This window comes from Microbacterium helvum, assembly GCF_014779795.1.
GTDB lineage: Bacteria > Actinomycetota > Actinomycetes > Actinomycetales > Microbacteriaceae > Microbacterium > Microbacterium helvum.
Window position 1 is genome coordinate 619,570 of record NZ_JACXZS010000001.1, and the last position, 20,324, is coordinate 639,893.

The window sequence follows — 20,324 nt, forward strand, 5'->3', positions numbered from 1 at the left end:
CGTCACCGTCCGCGCGCCTCGCGCACGCCGACGCGCTCGAGGTGCGCGTTCGTGAACCGGCCGTCGGGGTCCAGGCGCTCGAACACGGCGCGTGCGTCGGCCAGGCGAGGGTGCACACGCTCGATCGCGGCGCGGTCGAAGCCGTGCACCTTGCCCCAGTGCGGGCGCGCGCCGAAGGGCTCCAGCGCCGCCTCGATCCTGGCGACGGCGGCCGCGACGTCGTCGGGGTGGTTGCGCCAGGTGAAGTGGATGATCGCGGTGTCGCGGCCGTACGCGGGGCTCAGCCACAGCGTGTCGGCGGCGGCGGTACGCAGCTCGGTCCAGATGAGGTGCGGACGGATGCCGTCGCCCAGGGCCCGGACGGCGTCCAGGGCCGCGGCTGCATCGGCGCGGTCGACGAAGTACTCGGTCTGGATCTCATCGCCGAACGACGGCTGCGCGTCGAGACGGAAATGCGGGAGCCGCAGCATCCACGGTCCGGGCACGCCGCCGATCTCGGTGGCGTTGTCGCCGTCGTCGAACGGGGACACGTCGCCGCGGGTGCGGATGCCGTCCAGCAGCGTGTCGGCCACCAGCTGGTCGTCGGACTCGACCCGCGTCTTCACCCAGACGAAGCCGACGGACGGCTCCTCCCACCGCGAGAACACCGACACGCTGTACCCCGCGGCCGTGAGCTCGTCGTAGCGCGAGAGGGCGGCAGCCCACGACACACCGGTGTAGATGTCCTGCCGCAGCCGGAACGCGGGCACGACGTCGAGCGTCAGCGAGACCACGATGCCGTAGGCGCCGAGCCCCACCACGAGTGCGTCGAAGTCGGCGTCGCCGCGGCGCACCTCGTGGACCTCGGCATCCGCTCCGACGTAGCTGAGCGCCGACACGGCCGCCGAGAGCACCTGGTTGCCGTCGCCGGAGCCATGTGTGCCGGTGGCGGTCGCGCCGCCGACGTTGATGTGGGGCAGCGACCCCATGTTGCGCAGCGCCCAGCCGCGCTCGTGCAGCCACAGCGCGAGGACGCCGTAGCGGATGCCGGCGGGAACGGTCACGGTGCCGGCCGCCTCGTCGAGCGAGAACTCGGGCGCGAAGCCGGTGACGTCGACGAGCGTCCCGCTCGTGTCGGGCAGGTCGGTGAACGAGTGGCGCGTGCCGAGCGCGCGCACGCGGCCCGGCTCGGCGAGGACGCGGCGGACGTCGTCGACGGTGGCCGCCGTCACGATCCGAGGCGCCGTGTACTCGTAGGTTCCTGCCCAGTTGCGCGCCATCGCACGTCCTCTCGCATCTTGGATGCTTCCATCCTGCCTGCTGGGCAGCCCGGCATCCCGCTCCATGTCGGAGCCCCTTCCTAGTCTCGAACACGTCTTCGACGGCGTGCGCGTCATGTCGGATCCCGAGCGAGAAGGTGGGCGAGAATGAGTATCGTGCCGGAACTGCTGGAGCGAGCCGCCGACGATACGGCGGGTGCGCGAAAGGCGCGCGGTGCGTTCTTCACTCCCCCGGCGATCACGCGCTTCCTCGCGCAGTGGGCGATCCGCGAGGGGACGGATGCCGTCCTCGAGCCGTCTGCCGGCGACGCCGCGTTCCTCGTCGAGGCCGTGCGGCGCCTGCGCGATCTCGGCGCCGCAGAGCCGCCCGCGGTCAGCGGCATCGAGATCCACCCGCACAGCGCCGAGGTCGGTCGCGAGCGCATCCAGCGGATCGGCGGCGCGCCCGCGCTGATCGTGGACGACTTCTTCAACGTCCAGCCGACCGCGCGCTTCGACGCCGTCATCGGCAACCCTCCCTACATCCGGTATCAGCAGTTCACCGGCGAGGCCCGCGCCCGCGCCCGTGAGGCGGCCTTCCGCGCCGGTGTGGCGCTGACCGGCCTCGCCTCGAGCTGGGCGGCGTTCACCGTGCAGTCGGCGCTGCACCTGCGCCCGGGCGGGCGGCTGGGGCTCGTGCTTCCGGCCGAGCTGCTGAGCGTCAACTACGCCGCGCCGGTGCGGCGGTTCCTGTTCGAGCGGTTCGCCCGGCTGGAGCTCGTGCTCTTCACCGAGCAGGTCTTCGCCGAGGCCGAGGCCGACGTCGTGCTGCTCATGGCATCCGGCTTCGACGAGGGCTCGAGCCGCCACGCGACGGTGTACGAGACGACGAACGCGGCGGGGCTGACCGCGCTGCCCGACGGCCTCACGTTCACCCCGGCCGACCCGTCCGACAAGTGGAACAGCGCCCTCGTCGACCCCGACGCGATCGAGCCGCTGCACTCGCTGCGACAGGCGGGCGCCTTCGTGCCGCTCAAGGAGTGGGGCGAGACGACGCTGGGCATCGTGACCGGCAACAACGGCTACTTCACGCTGAGCCCGGCGCGCGCAGCAAAGCTGAAGCTCGACCCGTCGGAGCTCGTGCCGCTCTCGCCGCCGGGCAGCAGCCACCTGCGCGGACTCGCGCTGACGCCGGGTCAGCTCGACGCCCTCGGCGAGGCCGGGCGCGCCACACTGATGTTCCGGCCGACCGGCGACACCCTGTCGCCGGCGGCGAAGCGATATGTGCGCGCCGGTGAGCGCGACCGCGTGCACGAGGCGTACAAGTGCCGCACGCGCAGCCCGTGGTACCGCGTACCGCTCGTCGCCCCGGCCGATCTGCTGCTGACGTGTATGAACGCCGACACGCCGCGCCTGACCACGAACGAGGCCGGCGTCCACCACCTCAACTCGGTGCACGGCGTCTATCTCGATCCGGAGCTGCGCGACCTCGGGCGCGAGCTGCTGCCGCTCGCGAGCCTCAACTCGGTCACGGTGCTGAACGCCGAGATGGTGGGGCGCGCCTATGGCGGCGGCATCCTCAAGATCGAGCCCCGCGAGGCGGACCGCTGGGCCGTCCCCTCGGCCGGGCTCATCGCCGAGCGCGCCGCCGCGCTGCGCGCCGTGCGCGAGCCGGTCGCGGCCGATCTGGCGGCGGGCCGGCTGTGGCATGCCGTGCAGCGCGTCGATGACGCGCTCTTCGCCGACCGCGACCTGCCGACCGAGGCCGACCTGCACGCGGTCCGCGCCGCGCGCGCCCGGCTCATGGAGCGCCGCATCGCGCGGTCCCGCACGATCCGCTGACACGCGCGGACCGCCCGCGCCCCGCTCCCGCCCACCGACCCGAAGGACACCGCCCGCCGTGCCGATCAGGAAGCCGTCCATCGCCGAGCAGGGCTGGGCGCTGTTCGACCGCATCGTCGAGCGGGCGACCGTCGACGGTCACACCTCCCCGTGGACGGCGGAGGGCGCGGTCGTCACGTACCGGCCGGACTTCGAGACGCTCCGTCTGCTGCTCGGCGTGCCGCTGCACCTGGGCGCCAATTCCCAGTCCGGCGTCCCCGCCCTCGCCCTCGACGTGTGGATCGCGTACGAACTGCGCCGTGCCGGCTTCGACCCCGATGCGGTGTGGCCGCGCGAGTCCGATCCGCGCATCATGCCCGCGGCGCTCGCGGCCCTGCTCGAGGCGACGCCGGTGCGGGGCGGCGAGCGCGCACGGCTCGAGGAGCGCATCCGCATCAGCGGCTCCCGGTCGGGTCTGGTCGCGGGCAAGGCGAAGATCCTGGGCAAGAACTACGAGAAGCAGGTCGACGTCGTGCTGTCGGACTGGCGCACCGGGCCCGAGATGCTGATCAGCACCAAGCGGATGGACTCCTCGTTCGGCAAGAACGCCGCGAACCGGGTCGAGGAGTCCTACGGCGACGCGAAGAACCTGCGGCTGCGGCATCCCCTCGCCTCGCTCGGATTCGTCTTCGGCCTGCGCACGACGATCTACGAGAAAGAGGCGGCGAAGGCCGCGTGGCTGATCGACCTGCTCGGCAAGCTCGGCCAGGAGGACGATGCGTACGACGCCGTCGCGCTGGTGCTGATGGAGTATGCGCAGGACCCGCCTGCCGACGGTGACGATGTCAACGAGCCCGAGACCGGGCCGGACGCCGGATCGGACGCATCGGAGGATCTGCCCGACTCCACGGCCGGCGCGGCGCCGGCGACCGACGCGCTGGACGTGAGCGGCGACGACGATCAGCTCTTCGCCCTCGACGCGCCAGGTTCGGCGCCTGTCGCCGATCCGGCGGCGACGCAGGCCGCCGAGCGGGCCGAAGAGCGCGCGGCCGAACGCGCCGAGCTCGACGCGGCGATCGCCGCGCTGCCCCCGGTGTCGATCGTGCTCGACGACCGGGTGCCCGACGAGCTGCACCCGGCACGGTTCCTGCGCGCGATGGTCGAGCGCACGCTCGCGATCACGCCGGTGGATCACCACGAGCGGGCCCGCGCACTGCTCGACGCCGCGCGGCGCGAGGCGCGGCAGGCGGCGACACACGGCTGAGCCGACAACGCATACAAGCGCACCGCGGTGCAGCAGCCATCCGAGCCTCAGCCCCGACGTGGCGTAGCCGTCTGCGCTTCCATGACGCGTCAGGGCGGCAGGTCGACCACCTCGCGCCGTCGAGGCTCAGGTGTGGGCGCCCGAGAGCCGGGCGGCCAGGCGCTCCATGGCGAGCCGTGGGCTCGTCAGCACGGGCACCGCGACCGACACGGCGCCCGCCGCGGATGACATCGACGCCTGCGCCAGCACGATGACGTCGGCCTGCGCCGCACCGCGCTCGATGGCCTCCGCCACCAGGGCGTCGTGTGTGGCGCGGTCGCCCACGGCGACCGCCGCGAAAGCGCCGCCCACGACCTCGCTCGACAGCTCGGGCTCGACGCCGGCGAGCACGGCACGCTCCCTCAGCAGCGCGAGGGTCGGCCGACGGGTCGTCTCCAACGTGGCGAGCACGTGGATGCGGTCACCGGTCCGCACCGCGGCATCCGCCAGCGCCTCGTCCACCCGGAGCACCGGGACGCCGGCCTCGGCTCCCGCCGGGGCGGCGAGCGCCGAGATCGACGAGCAGGTCAGCATGACGGCATCCGCCCCTCCCGCCGCGGCGGCGCGGACCAGTTCGCCGACGCGCTCGGGAACGGACGCCGCCCGGTCCGCATCGGCCAGGTCGCGGATGATCGCGTCGTCGAGGTAGTTCACGACCGTCGCATCGGGCAGCAGTTCGGCGGCGAGCGCCGTGAAGGGCGCGATGTTGACGGCACCGGAGTGCACGAACGCGATGCGCGTCGCAGCGGAGGTCATGTGCTCAGTCTCGTCGATGCGCGAGGCGGTCGCGGTAGGGTCTCGTGAAGTGAGCCGCTTCAGCATCGTCCCCTCGTCGTACGTGTACCTCCGCCGAGGCTTGTCCGTGCTGCTGCAGCTGCGGCAGAACACGGGCTACATGGATGGATGCTGGGCCGCCGGCGCCGCAGGCCACGTCGAGCGCGGCGAGACGGCGACGGGCGCCGCGATCCGCGAGGCGCGCGAAGAGCTCGGCCTCGCGCTCGACCCGGCCGCGCTGTCGCCCATCGCCGTCATGCAGCGCACCGACGGCACCGACAACCCGATCGAGCAGCGCGTGGACTGGTTCTTCGCGTGCGACGCCTGGGACGGCGAGCCCCGGATCCTCGAGCCGCGCAAGTGCGCGGAGCTCGCCTGGTTCGACCTCGACGCTCTGCCCGAGCGCATGCCCGACTACGAGCGCACGGCACTCGCGGCCCTGCGCGAGGGAGGATCCGCGACCCTGCTGGCGGTGGGGTTCTGACACTCCGCCGACCGCCGACCGGATCGGGCACGGATCATCGGGCGGGACGCGTCCTCGATCGGGAGGGTTGAAGCGAAGGGAGAATCGTGATCGCGACGCTCAACCGGCTCACCGAGCACATCGAGGAGCATCTGACCGATGACCTCGATATCGCGGCGTTCGCCCGCCGCGAGGGCACCACCGAGTATCACCTGCGCCGGATGTTCTCGGCGCTGGCGGGAATGCCGCTGTCGGAGTACGTCCGTCGCCGGCGCATGACCGTCGCCGCGGCCGACGTTCTCGGCGACGAGGATCTGCTCGACATCGCGGTCCGTCACGGCTACGGCTCGACCGAGGCGTTCGCACGGGCGTTCCGCGCCGTGCACGGCATCGCGCCGGGCGAGCTGCGCCGCGGTCACGGCCCCCTTCGCACGCAAACCCAACTCAGGTTCCGCCTGACCGTCGAAGGAAGCATCCCCATGGACACCCGCATCACCGACCGCCCCGCGTTCCGCCTCATCGGCCACGCCGCCCGCGTGCCGCTCATCCACGAAGGCGTCAACCCGCACATCCAGGCGCACATCGCCGCACTGCCGGTCGAGGAGCACAGCCGGCTGAAGAGCCTCAGCACCACCGAGCCCGCAGGGCTCCTGCAGGTCTCGGCCGACGTCGATCCCGACTACACCGAAGGCACACCGCTCACCTACCTGCACGGCGTGGCCGTGGACGCCGACGCCTCCGTCCCGGGCGACCTCGACATCATCGACGTGCCCGCCGGGACGTGGGCCGTGTTCCGCACCACCGGCGACTATCCCGCGGCGCTTCAGCAGACGTGGGCCGCGACCGCGGCGGACTGGTTCCCCTCGAACCCGTGGCGGCTGCGGCCGGACCCGTCGATCGTGGCGATCCTCGACCGTTCCGCGGACTTCTCCACGGCGACGTGCGAGCTGTGGCTCCCGGTCGAGCGCGCCTGACCGCCGCCTGGCCCGCGAGGCACCGCGGCGTCGGCCCCGACCCTCGCCGCGGTGCCTTATTCGTCCGAGGCCGGCGCCGTGGACTCGCGCACCACGAGCTCGGGCCGGAAGCGCACGGTGCGCTCGTGCCCGCCGTCGGGTTCCTCCAGTTCGCGCAGCAGCAGGTCGACCGCGGTGTACCCGATGAGGTGTGCGGGCTGGCGCACCGAGCTGAGCGGCACGACGGTGGCCGAGGCGAAGTCGATGTCGTCGTAGCCGATCAGGGCGATGTCGTGGGGCACCCGCACGTCCGACATGAGCGAGAACGCCTGGAGTGCTCCGACCGCGAGCAGGTCGTTCGCCGCGAAGACCGCGTCCGGTCGCTCGCCCGGTTCCCGCGCCCGCAGACGCTCCCCCGCCTCGCGGCCTTGCAGCACCGTGAGCGCCGCCATCTCGATCGCCTCGAGCGTCGCGCCGTCGACCTCAGCCACGGCACGGCGTGCCCCCTCGAGGCGGTCGGCGACCTGGTGGATCGAACGCGGTCCGCCGAGGAACGCGATGCGCCGGCGACCCGTCGACAGCAGGTGCGCCACGGCGAGATACCCGCCCTCGACGTCGTCGACCGACACCGATGCGAGCGCGCTGGCGGCGTCCTCGTGATCGACGAGCACCACGGGCACTCCCCCGCGCTGCAGCCGCAGGAGCGCCGACAGATCGTCGCCGGTCGGCGTGACCAGCACGCCGTTGACGCGCTGCTCGCGGAACAGGTCGAGGTACGCGTCCTGGCGTTCGGAGCGCTCGTCGCTGTTGCCGAGCAGCACGCTCATGCCCGATTCGGCGGCACGGTCCTCGGCACCGCGCGCCACCTCGGCGAAGAACGGGTTGCCCGAATCGAGCACGATCAGCGCGATGCTGCGGCTGCGGCCGGCCCGCAGCTGACGGGCGGCATCGTTGCGCACGAACCCGAGCTGCTCGATCGCCTGCGTCACCCGCTCGACCGTCGCCGGCGACACCTTCTCGGGCCGATTGAGCACGTTCGACACGGTCCCCACCGACACGGATGCCGCCGCCGCGACATCGCGCACGCTCACTGCCATCGAGGCACCTCCTCGCGCGAAACGCTACCGCTTCCCGGCGCGAACCCGTCGACGCACGCCGGTAAGCGTTCTCCCGTTGCGTGCACCGCGCTCGACAGGTTATAGTTTGAAACGATTCATGAATGACCGCGATGGATGCCTCGGCCCGAGGCATCCAGGAACCACCAGGAGTCGACGATGACCAGCCCCACCGCGACGAAGCGCGTGTGCTTCCAGCTCGTGGTCCGCCCCGAGCTGCTGGACGAATACATCGCCCGCCACACGCCGGTCTGGCCCGAGATGCTCGCCGAGATCGCCGCGGCGGGCCGTCGCAACTACTCACTGTTCCTCGGTGAGGGCGGCCGGCTCATCGGGTACTACGAGACCGACGACGACGAGGCGGCCCAGGCGTACCTGGCGCACTCCGAGGTCGCCGCCCGCTGGGAGGCCGAGATGGCGCGCTTCTTCGTCGGTCTGGAGGGCCGGCCGGATCAGGCATCCACTCCCCTCACCGAGATCTTCCACCTGCACGACCAACTGGCAGCGGCGCAGGCTGCGGCCGCCGCATCCGAGAACCCGCACGAGAACGAGAGCACCGCATCATGACGACGCTGTCACCCGACATCCTGACCACGCTCGAGGGGCAGGGCATCGAACTGCCCAGCTGGGCATTCGGCAATTCCGGCACGCGCTTCCGCGTGTTCACCACGCCCGGCACGCCGCGCGACCCGTACGAGAAGATCGCCGACGCCGCGCAGGTCAACGCCTACACGAAGCTCGCCCCGAGCGTCGCACTGCACATCCCGTGGGACAAGGTCGAGGACTACTCCGACCTTCGCCGCCACGCGGAGGACCTCGGAGTGACCCTGGGCACGATCAACTCGAACACCTTCCAGGACGAGGACTACAAGTTCGGGGCGCTCACGCACCACGACGACCGCATCCGCCAGAAGGCCATCGACCACCACTTCGAGTGCATCGACATCATGCACGCGACCGGTTCGCGCGACCTCAAGATCTGGCTCGCCGAGGGCTCGAACTACCCCGGCCAGGCAGACATGCGCGCTCGTCAGGACCGCCTGCACGATTCGCTGCAGGAGATCTACGACCGTCTGTCGGATGAGCAGCGCCTCGTGCTGGAGTACAAGTTCTTCGAGCCGGCGTTCTACCACACCGACGTTCCGGACTGGGGCACCTCGTACGCCCAGGTGGCCGCTCTCGGCGACAAGGCGATGGTGTGCCTCGACACCGGCCACCACGCGCCGGGCACGAACATCGAGTTCATCGTCATGCAGCTGCTGCGTCTCGGCAAGCTCGGCTCGTTCGACTTCAACTCGCGCTTCTACGCCGACGACGACCTCATCGTGGGGGCGGCCGACCCGTTCCAGCTGTTCCGCATCATCTTCGAGGTCGTGCGCGGCGGCGGGCTCAACAACCCGGACGTGGCGTTCATGCTCGACCAGTGCCACAACATCGAAGACAAGATCCCCGGGCAGATCCGCTCGGTGCTCAACGTCCAGGAGATGACGGCGCGCGCGCTGCTCGTCGACCGCGACGCCCTCGCCGCCGCCCAGCAGGCGAACGACGTGCTGGCGGCCAACGCCGTCTTCATGGACGCGTTCTACACCGACGTGCGCCCGTCCCTGGCCGCGTGGCGCGAGTCGCGCGGACTCGCGGCCGACCCGATGGCCGCGTACGCGGCATCCGGCTACCAGTCGAAGATCGCTGCCGACCGCGTCGGCGGCACGCAGGCCGGCTGGGGCGCGTAAGCCCTGGCAGTCAGACCCACTCGGGGTGCGGGAAGCCGATCCCCGCGCCCCGGGTGCACCACTTCACTTCGATCCCGGCATCGCAGCCGGCCCGAACTCCGAAGGACCCACATGAGCGAGCCTTACTCCGCCGCCGACGGCCTCGTGCGCGTCTATCCCGCGCGCGAGCCGAACGGCACCGGCCTGCTGTGGGCCCACGGCGGCGCCTTCGCGTTCGGCGACCTCGACATGCCCGAGTCCGACTGGGTGGCTTCGCAGCTTGCCGCGCGCGGCACGACGGTCGTCTCGGTCGACTACCGTCTCGCCCCGGTTCCCGAGGGGTGGGATGCCGGCGGCCGCGCGCCCGGTGGCCACCACTACCCCGCGGCCTCCGACGACATGCTCTCGGCGTGGGCGTGGACCGTCGACAACGCCGACCGGCTGCGCATGGACCGCGCGCGCCTGGCGATCGGCGGGACGAGCGCGGGCGGCAACCTCGCCGCCGGCGCCGCGCTGCGGCTCATCGAGCGACGCGCCGAGGTGCGTCCCGCGCTGGCGCTGCTCGCCTACCCGACGCTCCTCGCGGTGCAGCCCGCTCCTGACACCGACCTGCGCGCCGCACTGGATGCGCAGCCCGAAGCCGACCGGTTCAAGCCCGACATGGTGCTCGCGATGTACGAGAACTACCTCGGCGGCCCGGTCGATCGTGCGCCGCTCGGTGCGATCCCGGGCCTCGCGCGCCCCGTCGACCTCGTGCAGTTCCCGCCGACGCTCATGGTCAACGGCGAGGTCGACGAGCTCCGGGTCTCGGGCGAGGCGTTCGCCGCGGCGCTGCTCGCCGCCGGCCGCCCCATCGAGGTGGTGACCGAGCCGGGCACCGAGCACGGCCATCTGAACCGTCCGCAGGAGCCGGCGGCATCCCTCACCCTCGCCCGCTTCGCGGAGCGCCTCGCCGCGCTGCCCGCGTCCGCCGCGGCCGCCGCGCCCACCGCACCCTCCGCGCACGCCACGCACGCTGCACACCCCGCGCCCACCGCCTCCTCCGCGCCCACTGCACACCCCGCGCCCGCCGCACACCCCGCGCCCGCCGCCCCCTCCGTGCCCGCCGCTTCGGCAACGCGCACGGCCACGGCTCCGCAGTCACCTTCTGCGGCCCCGACCACCGCTCTTGCGCAAGAAGTGACTGCGGAGCCCTAGACCCCTCCTGTTCCGCAGTCACCATCTGCGCATCCACCGTCCGCGAACCGCACGAAATGACCGCGGAGCACCACGAACCCGAAGGACATGACATGACGAACGAAGCCGTCGAGCAGCTGATCGCGCGGTCGAACCGCCTCGGCGCCGACCCGAAGAACACCAACTACGCCGGCGGCAACACCTCGGCCAAGGGCACCGAGACCGACCCGGTCACCGGCGAGCCGGTCGAGCTGCTGTGGGTGAAGGGCTCGGGCGGCGACCTCGGCACGCTGAAGCCCGAGGGGCTCGCGGTGCTGCGCCTGGACCGCATGCGCGCGCTGGTCGACGTGTACCCGGGCGTGGAGCGTGAGGACGAGATGGTCGCCGCGTTCGACTACTGCCTGCACGGCAAGGGCGGGGCCGCCCCGTCGATCGACACCGCGATGCACGGCCTCGTGGATGCCGCGCACGTCGATCACCTGCACCCCGACGCGGGCATCGCGATCGCGACCGCGGCCGACGGCGAAGAGCTCACCGCGAAGATCTTCGGCGACAAGGTCGTGTGGGTGCCGTGGCGCCGGCCCGGCTTCCAGCTCGGGCTGGACATCGCCGCGATCAAGGCGGCCAACCCGCAGGCGATCGGCACGATCCTCGGGGGTCACGGCATCACCGCGTGGGGCGACACGTCGGATGAGGCCGAGGCCAACTCGCTGTGGATCATCGAGACCGCGCAGGCCTACATCGACGCGAACGGCACGGCCGACCCGTTCGGAGGAGTTCGTGCCGGGTTCGAGGCGCTGCCCGAGGCCGAGCGCCGGGCGAAGGCCGCCGCGCTGGCCGCCACGATCCGCGGGCTCGCGTCGACCGACAAGCCGATGGTCGGCCACTTCACCGACGCGGCCGTCGTCACCGACTTCCTCGCGTCCGTGAAGGCGCCCGCCCTCGCGGCGCTCGGCACCAGCTGCCCTGACCACTTCCTGCGCACGAAGGTCAAGCCGCTGATCCTCGACCTTCCGGCCGACGCGACGGTCGAGGCATCCATCGCCCGCCTGGCCGAGCTGCACGAGGCCTACCGGGCCGACTACCAGGCGTACTACGACGCGCACGCGACCGCCGAGTCGCCCGCGATCCGCGGCGCCGACCCGCTCATCGTGCTGATCCCCGGTGTGGGCATGTTCTCGTACGGCGCGAACAAGCAGACCGCGCGCGTGGCCGGCGAGTTCTACGTCAACGCGATCAACGTGATGCGCGGCGCCGAGGCGCTGTCGACGTACGCGCCGATCACGGACGCCGAGAAGTTCCGCATCGAGTACTGGGCGCTGGAAGAGGCGAAGCTGCAGCGGATGCCCAAGCCCAAGACCCACCAGGGCCGCATCGCGTTCGTCACCGGCGCCGCGTCGGGCATCGGCAAGGCGATCGCGACCCGCCTGGCCGCCGAGGGCGCGTGCGTCGTGGTCGCCGACCTCGACCTCGAGAAGGCGCAGGCCGCGGCCGCCGAGCTCGGCGGCACCGACGTCGCGATCGGGGTGGCCGCGAACGTCGCCGATGCCGAGGGCGTGCAGGCCGCGATCGACGCGACGCTGCTCGCGTTCGGCGGCATCGACCTGGTCGTCAACAACGCCGGGCTGTCGCTGTCGAAGCCGCTGCTGGAGACCACCGAGAAGGACTGGGACCTGCAGCACGACGTCATGGCCAAGGGCTCGTTCCTCGTGTCGAAGGCGGCCGCGAAGGCCCTCATCGAGCAGCGGATGGGCGGCGACGTGATCTACATCTCGTCGAAGAACTCCGTCTTCGCCGGCCCGAACAACATCGCGTACTCCGCGACGAAGGCCGACCAGGCCCACCAGGTGCGGCTGCTCGCGGTCGAGCTCGGCGAGCACGGCGTGCGCGTCAACGGCATCAACCCCGACGGCGTCGTCCGCGGCTCCGGCATCTTCGCCGCCGGCTGGGGCGCCAACCGTGCCGCGACCTACGGCGTCAAGGAAGAGGACCTCGGCCAGTTCTACGCCAACCGCACGATCCTCAAGCGCGAGGTCGTGCCCGAGAACGTCGCCGACGCCGTCTACGTCCTGACGGGCCCCGAGCTCAGCCGCACCACGGGCCTGCACATCCCCGTCGACTCCGGCGTCGCCGCCGCCTTCCTGCGATGACCGGCGTGACCCTTCCCCGTCGAGAACCCGCGATCTCGGCGAGAGACCACGCTGTCGGCGTCGATACCGGGGTTGCTCGGCGAGAAACCGCGTTGTCGGCGAGGGATGCCGGCGGCAACAGCGGCAAGAGCGGCAACGGCGGCAAGCGCGGCAAGAGGAGCGTCCGGTGACCGCGCCCACGCCCACTTCGCAGGGTGCCGGCGCGCCGCGTGACGCCGCGGGGCGCGTGAGCCCAGGGGTCGTCGCGGCGGTCGACCTCGGTGCGACCAGCGGGCGCGTCATGCTCGGCTACGTCGGCGACGGCGTGCTGCGGCTCGAGCAGGTCGCGCGGTTCCCGAACGGACCCGTCGAGGGCCCCGACGGCGGACTGCACTGGGACTTCACGGCGCTGTACCGGCACATCGTCGAGGGCCTCGCCGAGGCGCTGCGGCGCGAGCCCGGCATCGCGAGCATCGGCATCGACTCGTGGGCGGTCGACTACGGCCTCGTCCACGGCGGCGAGGTGCTCGGCGAGCCGTTCCACTACCGTGACGAGCGCACGGCGCGGGGGGTGGATGCCGTCCACGCGACGGCCCCGTTCACCGAGCTGTACCGACGCAACGGTCTGCAGTTCCTCCCCTTCAACACGCTGTACCAGTACGCGGTCGAGGAGCGGCTGACCGACGCCGAGGTGTCGCTGCTCATCCCCGACCTGGTCGCGTTCCTGCTGACCGGCGCGCGGGTCGCCGAACGCACCAACGCGTCGACGACGGGGCTCGTCCACGTCGGCACCGGCCAGTGGGACCTGCAGCTGGCGGAGCGCCTCGGCATTCCGGCATCCGTCCTCCCGCCCCTGGTCGATCCGGGCGATGTGCTCGGCACGTTGCGCGGTGAGGCGCGCGAGCGCATCGGCGCGCCGCTCGAGGTGATCGCGGTCGGCTCGCACGACACCGCGTCGGCGGTCGTGGCCGTGCCGCTCAGCACCCCCGACGCCGCCTACATCTCGTGCGGCACCTGGGGACTCGTGGGCGTCGAACTCGACGCGCCTGTCGTCAGCGACGAGGCGCGCGAGGCGAACTTCACCAACGAGGGCGGCGTCGACGGGCGCGTGCGGTTCCTGCACAACGTGACGGGCCTGTGGCTGCTGAGCGAGGCGGTGCGCACGTGGGAGGCGGAGGACGGCGCCGCGATCGACCTTCCCGCCCTGCTGGCCGAGGCCGCTGCCGTGACAGGTGAGATCCCGCTCTTCGATGCGAACGATCCGCGGCTGTCGGCGCCCGGCGACATGCCGGCCCGCATCGCCGCGGTGATCGCCGAGTCCGGCGCAGCCGTGCCCGCCACGCGCGCGGCGTTCGCGCGCACGATCGTCGAGAGCATCGCACAGGCGTTCGCCGACGCCGTCGCGACGGCCGCGCGGCTGACCGGCCGCGACGTGGACGTCATCCACGTCGTCGGCGGCGGCGCGCTCAACCGCCTGCTGTGCCAGGCCACAGCCGACCGCTCGGGGCTGCCCGTGCTCGCCGGCCCCGTCGAGGCGACCGCCCTGGGCAACGTGCTGGTGCAGGCGCGCGCCCACGGCTGGTTCGGACCCGACGCGACCCTGGAAGACCTGCGGCGCGTGGTGGCGGCATCCACCTCTCCCGAGCGCTACGAGCCGCACGCGTGACCGGCTACGACGCTGCGTTCGACTGGGCGCGCCGGCATGTCGCAGCCGGGCGCCTGCCGACCGCGGTGCTGGGCGTCGCGACGGCGGACGGTGTCGTCGCGCTCGACGCGTTCGGCGCGACGGACGGGCGCCGCGCCCGGGCCGAGGATCCGTACTGGCTGTTCTCGATCACCAAGGTCCTGACCGGGATCACCGCTGCGCGCGCCGTCGAGCGCGGGTTCCTCACGTCCCAGACGCCGCTGACCGATGCGCTCCCCGCGTTCGGCGCCGGCCGCGACGCCGACGACGTCGTACGTCTCGCGCACCTCGTGAGTCACACCGCCGGCATCCCCGAGCCGACGCTGGATCCCGCAGACGGCCTGCGCGCCGCGCTGCTCGCGCCCGGACGCGACTTCGCGGCCGGCGCGGCCTCGCGCTACTCGACGGTGGCGTTCGACGGCATCGTCGAGCTCGTGCGGCACGCTGCCGGATGGGAGTGGGATGCCGACATCTCGGCGTGGTCCGGCGAGCTCGGTGCCGACGGGTTCACGCTCGACCCCGGCGCCGGCCCTCACACCGTCGTCGACGCCGAACGGCTCGGCCTCGACATGCGGGGCTTCGCGAGCCATCGCAATCCCGGCGCCGGCATGATCGGCACCGCGACAGACCTGCTCGCACTGGGCTCCGCCCTGCTGCGCATCGGCCGCGGCGAGCGCGACGGGGTCATCCAGCCCGCCACCCTCGCCATGATGCGGCGCCCTCTCACCGGCGACATCCCTCGGCTCGACCCGTATCCCGCCTCGGCAGGGCAGGACTGGGGCTTCACGCTGAACCTGCGCACGCGCGCACCGGGGCTCATCGACCGCGATGTGTACGGCCACGCGGGCTGGGCGGGCACCGAGTTCTGGGTGCACCCGACAGCGGGCGTCGTCTACGTGCTCCTGACGAACCAGGCCGAACGGCCCGGAGTCGACGCCGACCAGCTCGACAACGCGGTGGTGTCGGCGCTCTGACCGGCCTGAGCGCCGCGCTCCCGCAGGGCGCCGCGCCGCTCACCGCGTGAGCGCCTCCTGGGTGAGAGCGGACGACGCCTCACCGAGGTCGAGCTCATCCACCCGCACCGCCTGACCGGTGGCCAGCGAGCGGTTGCCGGCGAGGCCCACTGCGACCGATCGCACACCGTCGTGCCACGTCGCCGCGCGCCCCAGCGGATCGTTCCCGACACCGCGGAACAGCTCCGTCAGCAGCTGCGCGTCTCCCCCGCCGTGCGCGCCGGCCCCGTCGGGAATGACGAGGCGTCGGGCCGGCTCGAAGTGCTGCTGGACCACCAGATGCTCGGCGACCGGGCGCACTTCGTCGCCGCCGGCGGCGTCCGGGTGGGCGCTCGGGTCGACGATCGCCGTCGGGCGCCCGCTGGCCGCGAGGCGCACATCGCCCCGCTCGACGACCGTCAGCTCTGCCCGGCCGCGCGTGCCGTTGACACCGACGACATAGCCCTCCCACGGCGAATGGGCGTTGAGCGAGTACGACATCGAGGCGCCGCGCGCGTAGTCGACGACGAGCGACAGGTTGTCTTCGATCGTGATGCCGTCGCCGAACACGTCGCGATCGCGCAGGTAGCCGTCGTGACCCTCCTGCTCGAAGTACAGCCCTCGGAGTTCGGGATCATCGCGCAGGTCGAGGCTGAACGCGTCGCGCAGCGCGGAGTCCTCCGATCCCCGCGCCGGTCGGGGACCGAGTCCGCGGGCCGCCGCGTTGCCGGCGCCGTAGAAGCGCAGCCCGCCGCTCGCGAAGACGCGGGCGGGTGCGTCGTCCAGCCACCAGTTGACGAGATCGAAGTGGTGCGACGCCTTGTGGATCAGCAGGCCGCCGGACTTGTCCTTCTCGCGGTGCCAGCGGCGGAAGTAGTCGGCGCCGTGCGAGGTGTCGAGCAGCCATTCGAAGTGCACCGAGGTGACCTCGCCGATGCGCCCGGACTGAACCACCTCTTTGAGCGCCGAGTTGCGCGGCGAGTAGCGGTAGTTGAAGGCGACCGTGACCGACCGGCCCGTCCGAGCTGCGGCATCCGCGATGAGCCGGACGCCCTCCTCGCTCGTGGTGAGCGGCTTCTCGACGACGGCGTCGGCGCCGGCCTCGAGCGCTGTCACGACATGAGCGGCGTGGGTGAAGTCCGGTGAGGTCACGATGACGCGGTCGATGTCCCGGCGCGCGACCGTCTCCGCCAGCCGGTCGGGCGAGAAGCGCGCGGGCACCGCCGCGCCGCGTGCGCGCAGCCGCGCTTCGTGCCAATCGAGTCGCCCGGGGTTGGGGTCGGTCCACGCGACGAGCTCTGCCACATCGGCGTGCGGGCCGGCGATCGCGTCGATGTACATCTGGGCCCGACTGCCGGTGCCCACCAGCGCGTATCTCGTCCGTGCCACTGCGGCGCCCTTCACTTGATCCCCGATGTCGCGAACCCTTTGACCAGATACCGCTGGCCGAGCAGGAAGGCGAGGAACAGCGGGATGAGCGACACGACCGACATCGCGAACATCGCGCCGTAGTTCGACGACGACTGCGCGTCGATGAATCCCTTGAGCGCCACCGACACCGGGAAGTTCTCGCGGGTGCGCAGGTAGATCAGCGGGCCGAAGAAGTCGCCCCACGTCCAGATGAAGGTGAAGATCGCCGTCGTCGCGAGCGCAGGCACCATGAGCGGCAGCGTCACCTGGCCGAAGATGCGCAGGTGCCCTGCGCCGTCGATGCGGGCCGCCTCGAAGATCTCCTTCGGCAGGCCGCGGATGAACTGCACCATCAAGAAGATGAAGAAGGCGTCCACCGCGAGGAACTTCGGCACGATCAGCGGCAGGAAGGTCTCAAGCCACCCGAGCTGCCGGAAGATGATGAACTGCGGCACCAGCACGACGTGGAAGGGCAGCATGATGGTGCCGAGCATGATCGCGAAGTACGCGTTGCGACCCCAGAACTTCAGGCGTGCGAACGCATAGGCGGCGAGCGAGCACGAGACCAGGTTGCCGATGGTCGCGCCGATCACGAGGATCGTCGAGTTGATCAGGAAGTGGCTGAACGGCAGCTGCTGCGACGTCCACCCGTAGACGTAGTTGTCGAGCGTGAGGTTCGTCGTGAAGATCCCGAGGTCCGTGAAGATCTCGCTGTTGGGCTTGAGCGAGGACACCACGAGCCAGATGAGCGGGTAGATCATCAGGATCGACAGCGCGATCAGCGTGATGTGCTTGATCACCGACCGGACGTTGCTGCGACGTCGCAGCCGGCGTCGGCGCCGGTCGGAGGCATCCTGAGGCTCGACGGCGCGGGACGTCGCGACTTCCTGGAGGGTGGTCATGGGGGTTCGTGCTCCTCGGCGGACGGGCGGATTCTCGCTGACGGGCGGGGACTCGGTGACGGACGCGTCAGTCGTCATAGAAGACCCAGTACTTCGAGAACCAGAAGTTGATGGCAGTGAAGGCCGCGATCACCAGGAGCAGCAGCCAGGCCATCGCCGAGGCGTAGCCCATGTTCAGCTCGGTGAAGGCCTGCTTGTACAGGTACAGCGTGAAGAACATCGTCGAGTCCGACGGGCCGCCGGTCCCTCCCGAAACGATGTAGGCCTGCGTGAACGACTGGAACGCGAAGATGATCTGCAGCACCAGGTTGAAGAAGATGATGGGCGTCAGCAGCGGCAGCGTGATCGAGAAGAAGCGGCGGAACCGCCCGGCGCCGTCCATCTGGGCCGCCTCGTGGTACATCTCGGGGATCTGGCGCAGGCCCGCCAGGAAGATCACCATCGGCGACCCGAACGTCCACACGTGCAGGATGATGATCGTCGCCAGGGCGAAATCGGGATGTGAGATCCAGCCCGGACCCTCGATGCCGAACCACGACAGGAAGGCGTTGACGAGCCCCTCCTTGCCGAAGACCTGACGCCACAGGATCGCGATCGCGACGGAGCCGCCGAGCAGGCTGGGCAGGTAGAAGATCGACCGGTAGAAGGCGAGCCCGCGCATGCCGCGGTCGAGCACCACGGCCACCGCGAGCGCGAGCGCAAGCTGCAGCGGCACCGACACGATCACGTACACGAGCGTCACGCGCAGCGAGTTCCACAGCCGCGCATCGCCCATCATCTGAGCGAAGTTGTCGAGCCCCGCCCATGTCGGCGGCTGCAGCAGGTTGTAGTCCGTGAACGCCAGGAACAGGGATGCGATCATCGGGCCGATCGTGAAGACGATGAGCCCGATCAGCCAGGGCGCCAGGAACAGATGCCCGGCTTTGTTGTCGGGGTTCCTGCTCTTCGTCTTCGCGCCGCCGGATCTGCTGCGTCGCGCCTGCACCGCCATCTGGCGCAGCTCGCCGATGCTGCTCACGGGGACCTCCTCGTCGCCGGAAACCGAGAAAGCGGTTTCACCGTGGGCATCAGTATTACCCGATGCGTGCAGGAAGGTCAAACGTCGATCATCGTGAGTATTTCGCGGAATGGATGCCGCACCGCGACGCGCGGGATTCAATAGCGTGCCGGTCACAACAATTGACAGCCATGCCCGGCTTTGCTACTTTCCGGTGAAAGCGGTTTCTCCATGCCACCGGTGACGTCCCGCCACCGGCGCTGCCACCCGATGCCGGAGCCCACCGGCACGACGAAGAAATGAGACGCAATGACGCGTAACGCACGTCCCATCGCGACACGGGTCGCGATGGGAGCGACCCTCGCCGCCACCCTGGCACTCGTCGGCTGCTCCGGCACCGGCACGGGCGCGGAGGCGACACCCACCGGCGGGTTCGATCCCGACGAGAAGGTCGAGCTCCACATCGCCTGGTGGGGCAACGACGAGCGCGCGGCCATCATGGCCGAGGCGATCGACATGTTCGAAGAGGAGTACCCGAACATCACGGTCGTCGAAGAGCCCGTCGGCGCTCCCGACGACCTGTTCAACCGGCTCGCGACGGACTTCGCCTCGGGCACCGCGCCGGATGTGTTCGCACTCGGCGGCGCCAAGCCCCAGGAGTACGGCGACGCGGGCGCGCTGCTCGACCTCTCGACCGTGAGCGAACAGCTGCCCACCGATGCCTACCCGGACTTCACGCTCACCAACGCCACCGTGGACGACACGCTGTACGGCCTGCCGACCGGTGGCAACGCGATCGGCCTGCTGGTCAACAAGGCCGTGTTCGAGAAGGCCGGCGTCGACCTGCCCGACGGCACGTGGACGTGGGACGACTTCATCGATGCGGCCAACGAGATCACCGCGAACGCCGGCGACGGCGTCGTCGGACTCGATCTGCGCATCCAGGACATCCTCGGCACCTACGTCGCGCAGTACGTCGACACCGGCATCTACGACTGGGACGGAGACCTCGCCGTCGACGCCGACACCATCCAGGACTGGTACGAGATGGAGCAGCAGCTGGTCGCCGACGGCGGCCTGCCCGACCCGTCGGTCATCGTCGAGCATTGGAACGTGACACCCGACCAGACGCTCTTCGGCACCGGCAAGGCCGGCATGTCGTTCGCCTACAGCAACCAGATCGGCTCGTACGGGGGCGGAGCGGGCGGCGACGTCGAGATCGTCGCCCCGCCGACATCGACCAAGAGCTCGGGCGTGGCGGTGCTGCCCTCGCAGTTCTGGTCTATCGCGGCGAGCACGAAGCACCCGGAGGCATCGGCCCTGCTCGTCGACTGGCTGCTGAATCAGCCCGAGCCGGCGAAGGTGATCCTCGCCAACCGCGGTCTGCCGTTCAACCCCGAGACGCTCGCGGTCGTCAAGCCGCTGCTGGCCCCGGCCGACACGCAGGCGGCGGAGTACCTGGAATCCGTGCTCGACGTCGGCGTCGTCGCTCCCCCGCAGCCGGCGGGCGGGTCGATCCTCAACGAGCTGTCACAGCGCATCGAGTCCGACATCCTCTTCGGCAACACCTCTGCCGCCGACGGCGCACAGCAGTGGGTCGATGAGCTGACGGCGTCGCTCGCGAACGACTGACCCTTCAGGTGTGCGGGCGGCTTCTC

General features: G+C 71.1%; 17 protein-coding genes. 11 read left to right on the forward strand and 6 right to left on the reverse strand.

Going from position 1 to position 20,324, the window contains the following annotated elements:
• Positions 1-2: 2 nt before the first annotated feature.
• Complete coding sequence (locus IF188_RS02745; protein ID WP_191170219.1) at positions 3-1,259, reverse strand: D-arabinono-1,4-lactone oxidase; 1,257 nt, start codon at positions 1,257-1,259, stop codon at positions 3-5.
• A 147-nt stretch (positions 1,260-1,406) separates the two neighbouring features.
• On the opposite strand from IF188_RS02745, the gene IF188_RS02750 reads away from it, so the two are divergent.
• Complete coding sequence (locus IF188_RS02750; RefSeq protein WP_191170220.1) at positions 1,407-3,080, forward strand: N-6 DNA methylase; 1,674 nt, start codon at positions 1,407-1,409, stop codon at positions 3,078-3,080.
• A gap of 58 nt (positions 3,081-3,138) precedes the next feature.
• Entirely contained in the window at positions 3,139-4,323 is a 1,185-nt protein-coding gene (locus IF188_RS02755; protein ID WP_318152736.1) for a hypothetical protein, read from the forward strand.
• Positions 4,324-4,449: 126 nt separating this feature from the next.
• On the opposite strand, the gene IF188_RS02760 is transcribed toward IF188_RS02755, so the two are convergent.
• On the reverse strand, positions 4,450-5,118 hold the full coding sequence (locus tag IF188_RS02760) for an aspartate/glutamate racemase family protein (RefSeq protein ID WP_191170221.1): 669 nt from the start codon (positions 5,116-5,118) through the stop codon (positions 4,450-4,452).
• A 49-nt stretch (positions 5,119-5,167) separates the two neighbouring features.
• On the opposite strand from IF188_RS02760, the gene IF188_RS02765 reads away from it, so the two are divergent.
• Both IF188_RS02765 and IF188_RS02770 read left to right on the forward strand, forming a co-directional pair.
• Positions 5,168-5,620 (forward strand): NUDIX hydrolase, encoded by a 453-nt coding sequence (locus IF188_RS02765; protein WP_191170222.1) that lies wholly within the window; start codon positions 5,168-5,170, stop codon positions 5,618-5,620.
• A gap of 86 nt (positions 5,621-5,706) precedes the next feature.
• Positions 5,707-6,573: an AraC family transcriptional regulator gene (locus tag IF188_RS02770; protein WP_191170223.1), complete on the forward strand. Its 867-nt coding sequence runs from the start codon at positions 5,707-5,709 to the stop codon at positions 6,571-6,573.
• Positions 6,574-6,629: 56 nt separating this feature from the next.
• Here IF188_RS02770 and IF188_RS02775 read toward each other — a convergent pair whose 3' ends face one another.
• Positions 6,630-7,649 carry a LacI family DNA-binding transcriptional regulator gene (locus IF188_RS02775; RefSeq protein ID WP_191170224.1) on the reverse strand — a complete coding sequence of 340 codons (1,020 nt, stop codon included), beginning with the start codon at positions 7,647-7,649 and terminating at the stop codon, positions 6,630-6,632.
• 177 nt (positions 7,650-7,826) lie between these two features.
• Here IF188_RS02775 and IF188_RS02780 point away from each other — a divergent pair, with 177 nt between their 5' ends.
• The 6 genes from IF188_RS02780 to IF188_RS02805 all read left to right on the forward strand — a co-directional run bounded on the left by IF188_RS02780 (position 7,827) and on the right by IF188_RS02805 (position 15,339).
• Positions 7,827-8,234, forward strand: coding sequence for an L-rhamnose mutarotase (locus tag IF188_RS02780; protein WP_191170225.1), 408 nt, complete (start codon positions 7,827-7,829; stop codon positions 8,232-8,234).
• A complete protein-coding gene (rhaI, locus tag IF188_RS02785; RefSeq protein WP_191170226.1) occupies positions 8,231-9,397 on the forward strand; it encodes an L-rhamnose isomerase in 1,167 nt (388 codons plus the stop codon). Before IF188_RS02780 ends, rhaI begins: the two co-directional genes overlap by 4 nt.
• Before the next feature lie 111 nt (positions 9,398-9,508).
• On the forward strand, positions 9,509-10,573 hold the full coding sequence (locus IF188_RS02790; RefSeq protein WP_224751294.1) for an alpha/beta hydrolase fold domain-containing protein: 1,065 nt from the start codon (positions 9,509-9,511) through the stop codon (positions 10,571-10,573).
• 92 nt (positions 10,574-10,665) lie between these two features.
• Positions 10,666-12,702, forward strand: a complete 2,037-nt coding sequence (locus IF188_RS02795; protein WP_191170227.1) for a bifunctional aldolase/short-chain dehydrogenase — start codon at positions 10,666-10,668, stop codon at positions 12,700-12,702.
• Positions 12,703-12,982: 280 nt separating this feature from the next.
• Complete coding sequence (locus IF188_RS02800; protein ID WP_224751393.1) at positions 12,983-14,347, forward strand: rhamnulokinase; 1,365 nt, start codon at positions 12,983-12,985, stop codon at positions 14,345-14,347.
• Positions 14,344-15,339 carry a serine hydrolase domain-containing protein gene (locus tag IF188_RS02805; protein ID WP_191170228.1) on the forward strand — a complete coding sequence of 332 codons (996 nt, stop codon included), beginning with the start codon at positions 14,344-14,346 and terminating at the stop codon, positions 15,337-15,339. The genes IF188_RS02800 and IF188_RS02805 overlap by 4 nt, the downstream gene beginning before the upstream one ends.
• Before the next feature lie 39 nt (positions 15,340-15,378).
• Here the strand turns inward: IF188_RS02805 and IF188_RS02810 are convergent, their stop codons facing one another.
• From IF188_RS02810 to IF188_RS02820, 3 genes are all read right to left on the reverse strand, one after another.
• Positions 15,379-16,746, reverse strand: a complete 1,368-nt coding sequence (locus IF188_RS02810) for a Gfo/Idh/MocA family protein (RefSeq protein ID WP_191170229.1) — start codon at positions 16,744-16,746, stop codon at positions 15,379-15,381.
• A gap of 11 nt (positions 16,747-16,757) precedes the next feature.
• The gene (locus tag IF188_RS02815; RefSeq protein ID WP_191170230.1) at positions 16,758-17,669 is read right to left on the reverse strand and encodes a carbohydrate ABC transporter permease; all 912 of its coding nucleotides are present in this window, start codon (positions 17,667-17,669) and stop codon (positions 16,758-16,760) included.
• Between the two features lie 67 nt (positions 17,670-17,736).
• On the reverse strand, positions 17,737-18,687 hold the full coding sequence (locus IF188_RS02820; protein ID WP_396652730.1) for a carbohydrate ABC transporter permease: 951 nt from the start codon (positions 18,685-18,687) through the stop codon (positions 17,737-17,739).
• A gap of 288 nt (positions 18,688-18,975) precedes the next feature.
• Here IF188_RS02820 and IF188_RS02825 point away from each other — a divergent pair, with 288 nt between their 5' ends.
• The gene (locus IF188_RS02825) at positions 18,976-20,298 is read left to right on the forward strand and encodes an ABC transporter substrate-binding protein (RefSeq protein WP_191170231.1); all 1,323 of its coding nucleotides are present in this window, start codon (positions 18,976-18,978) and stop codon (positions 20,296-20,298) included.
• Positions 20,299-20,324: the final 26 nt, after the last annotated feature.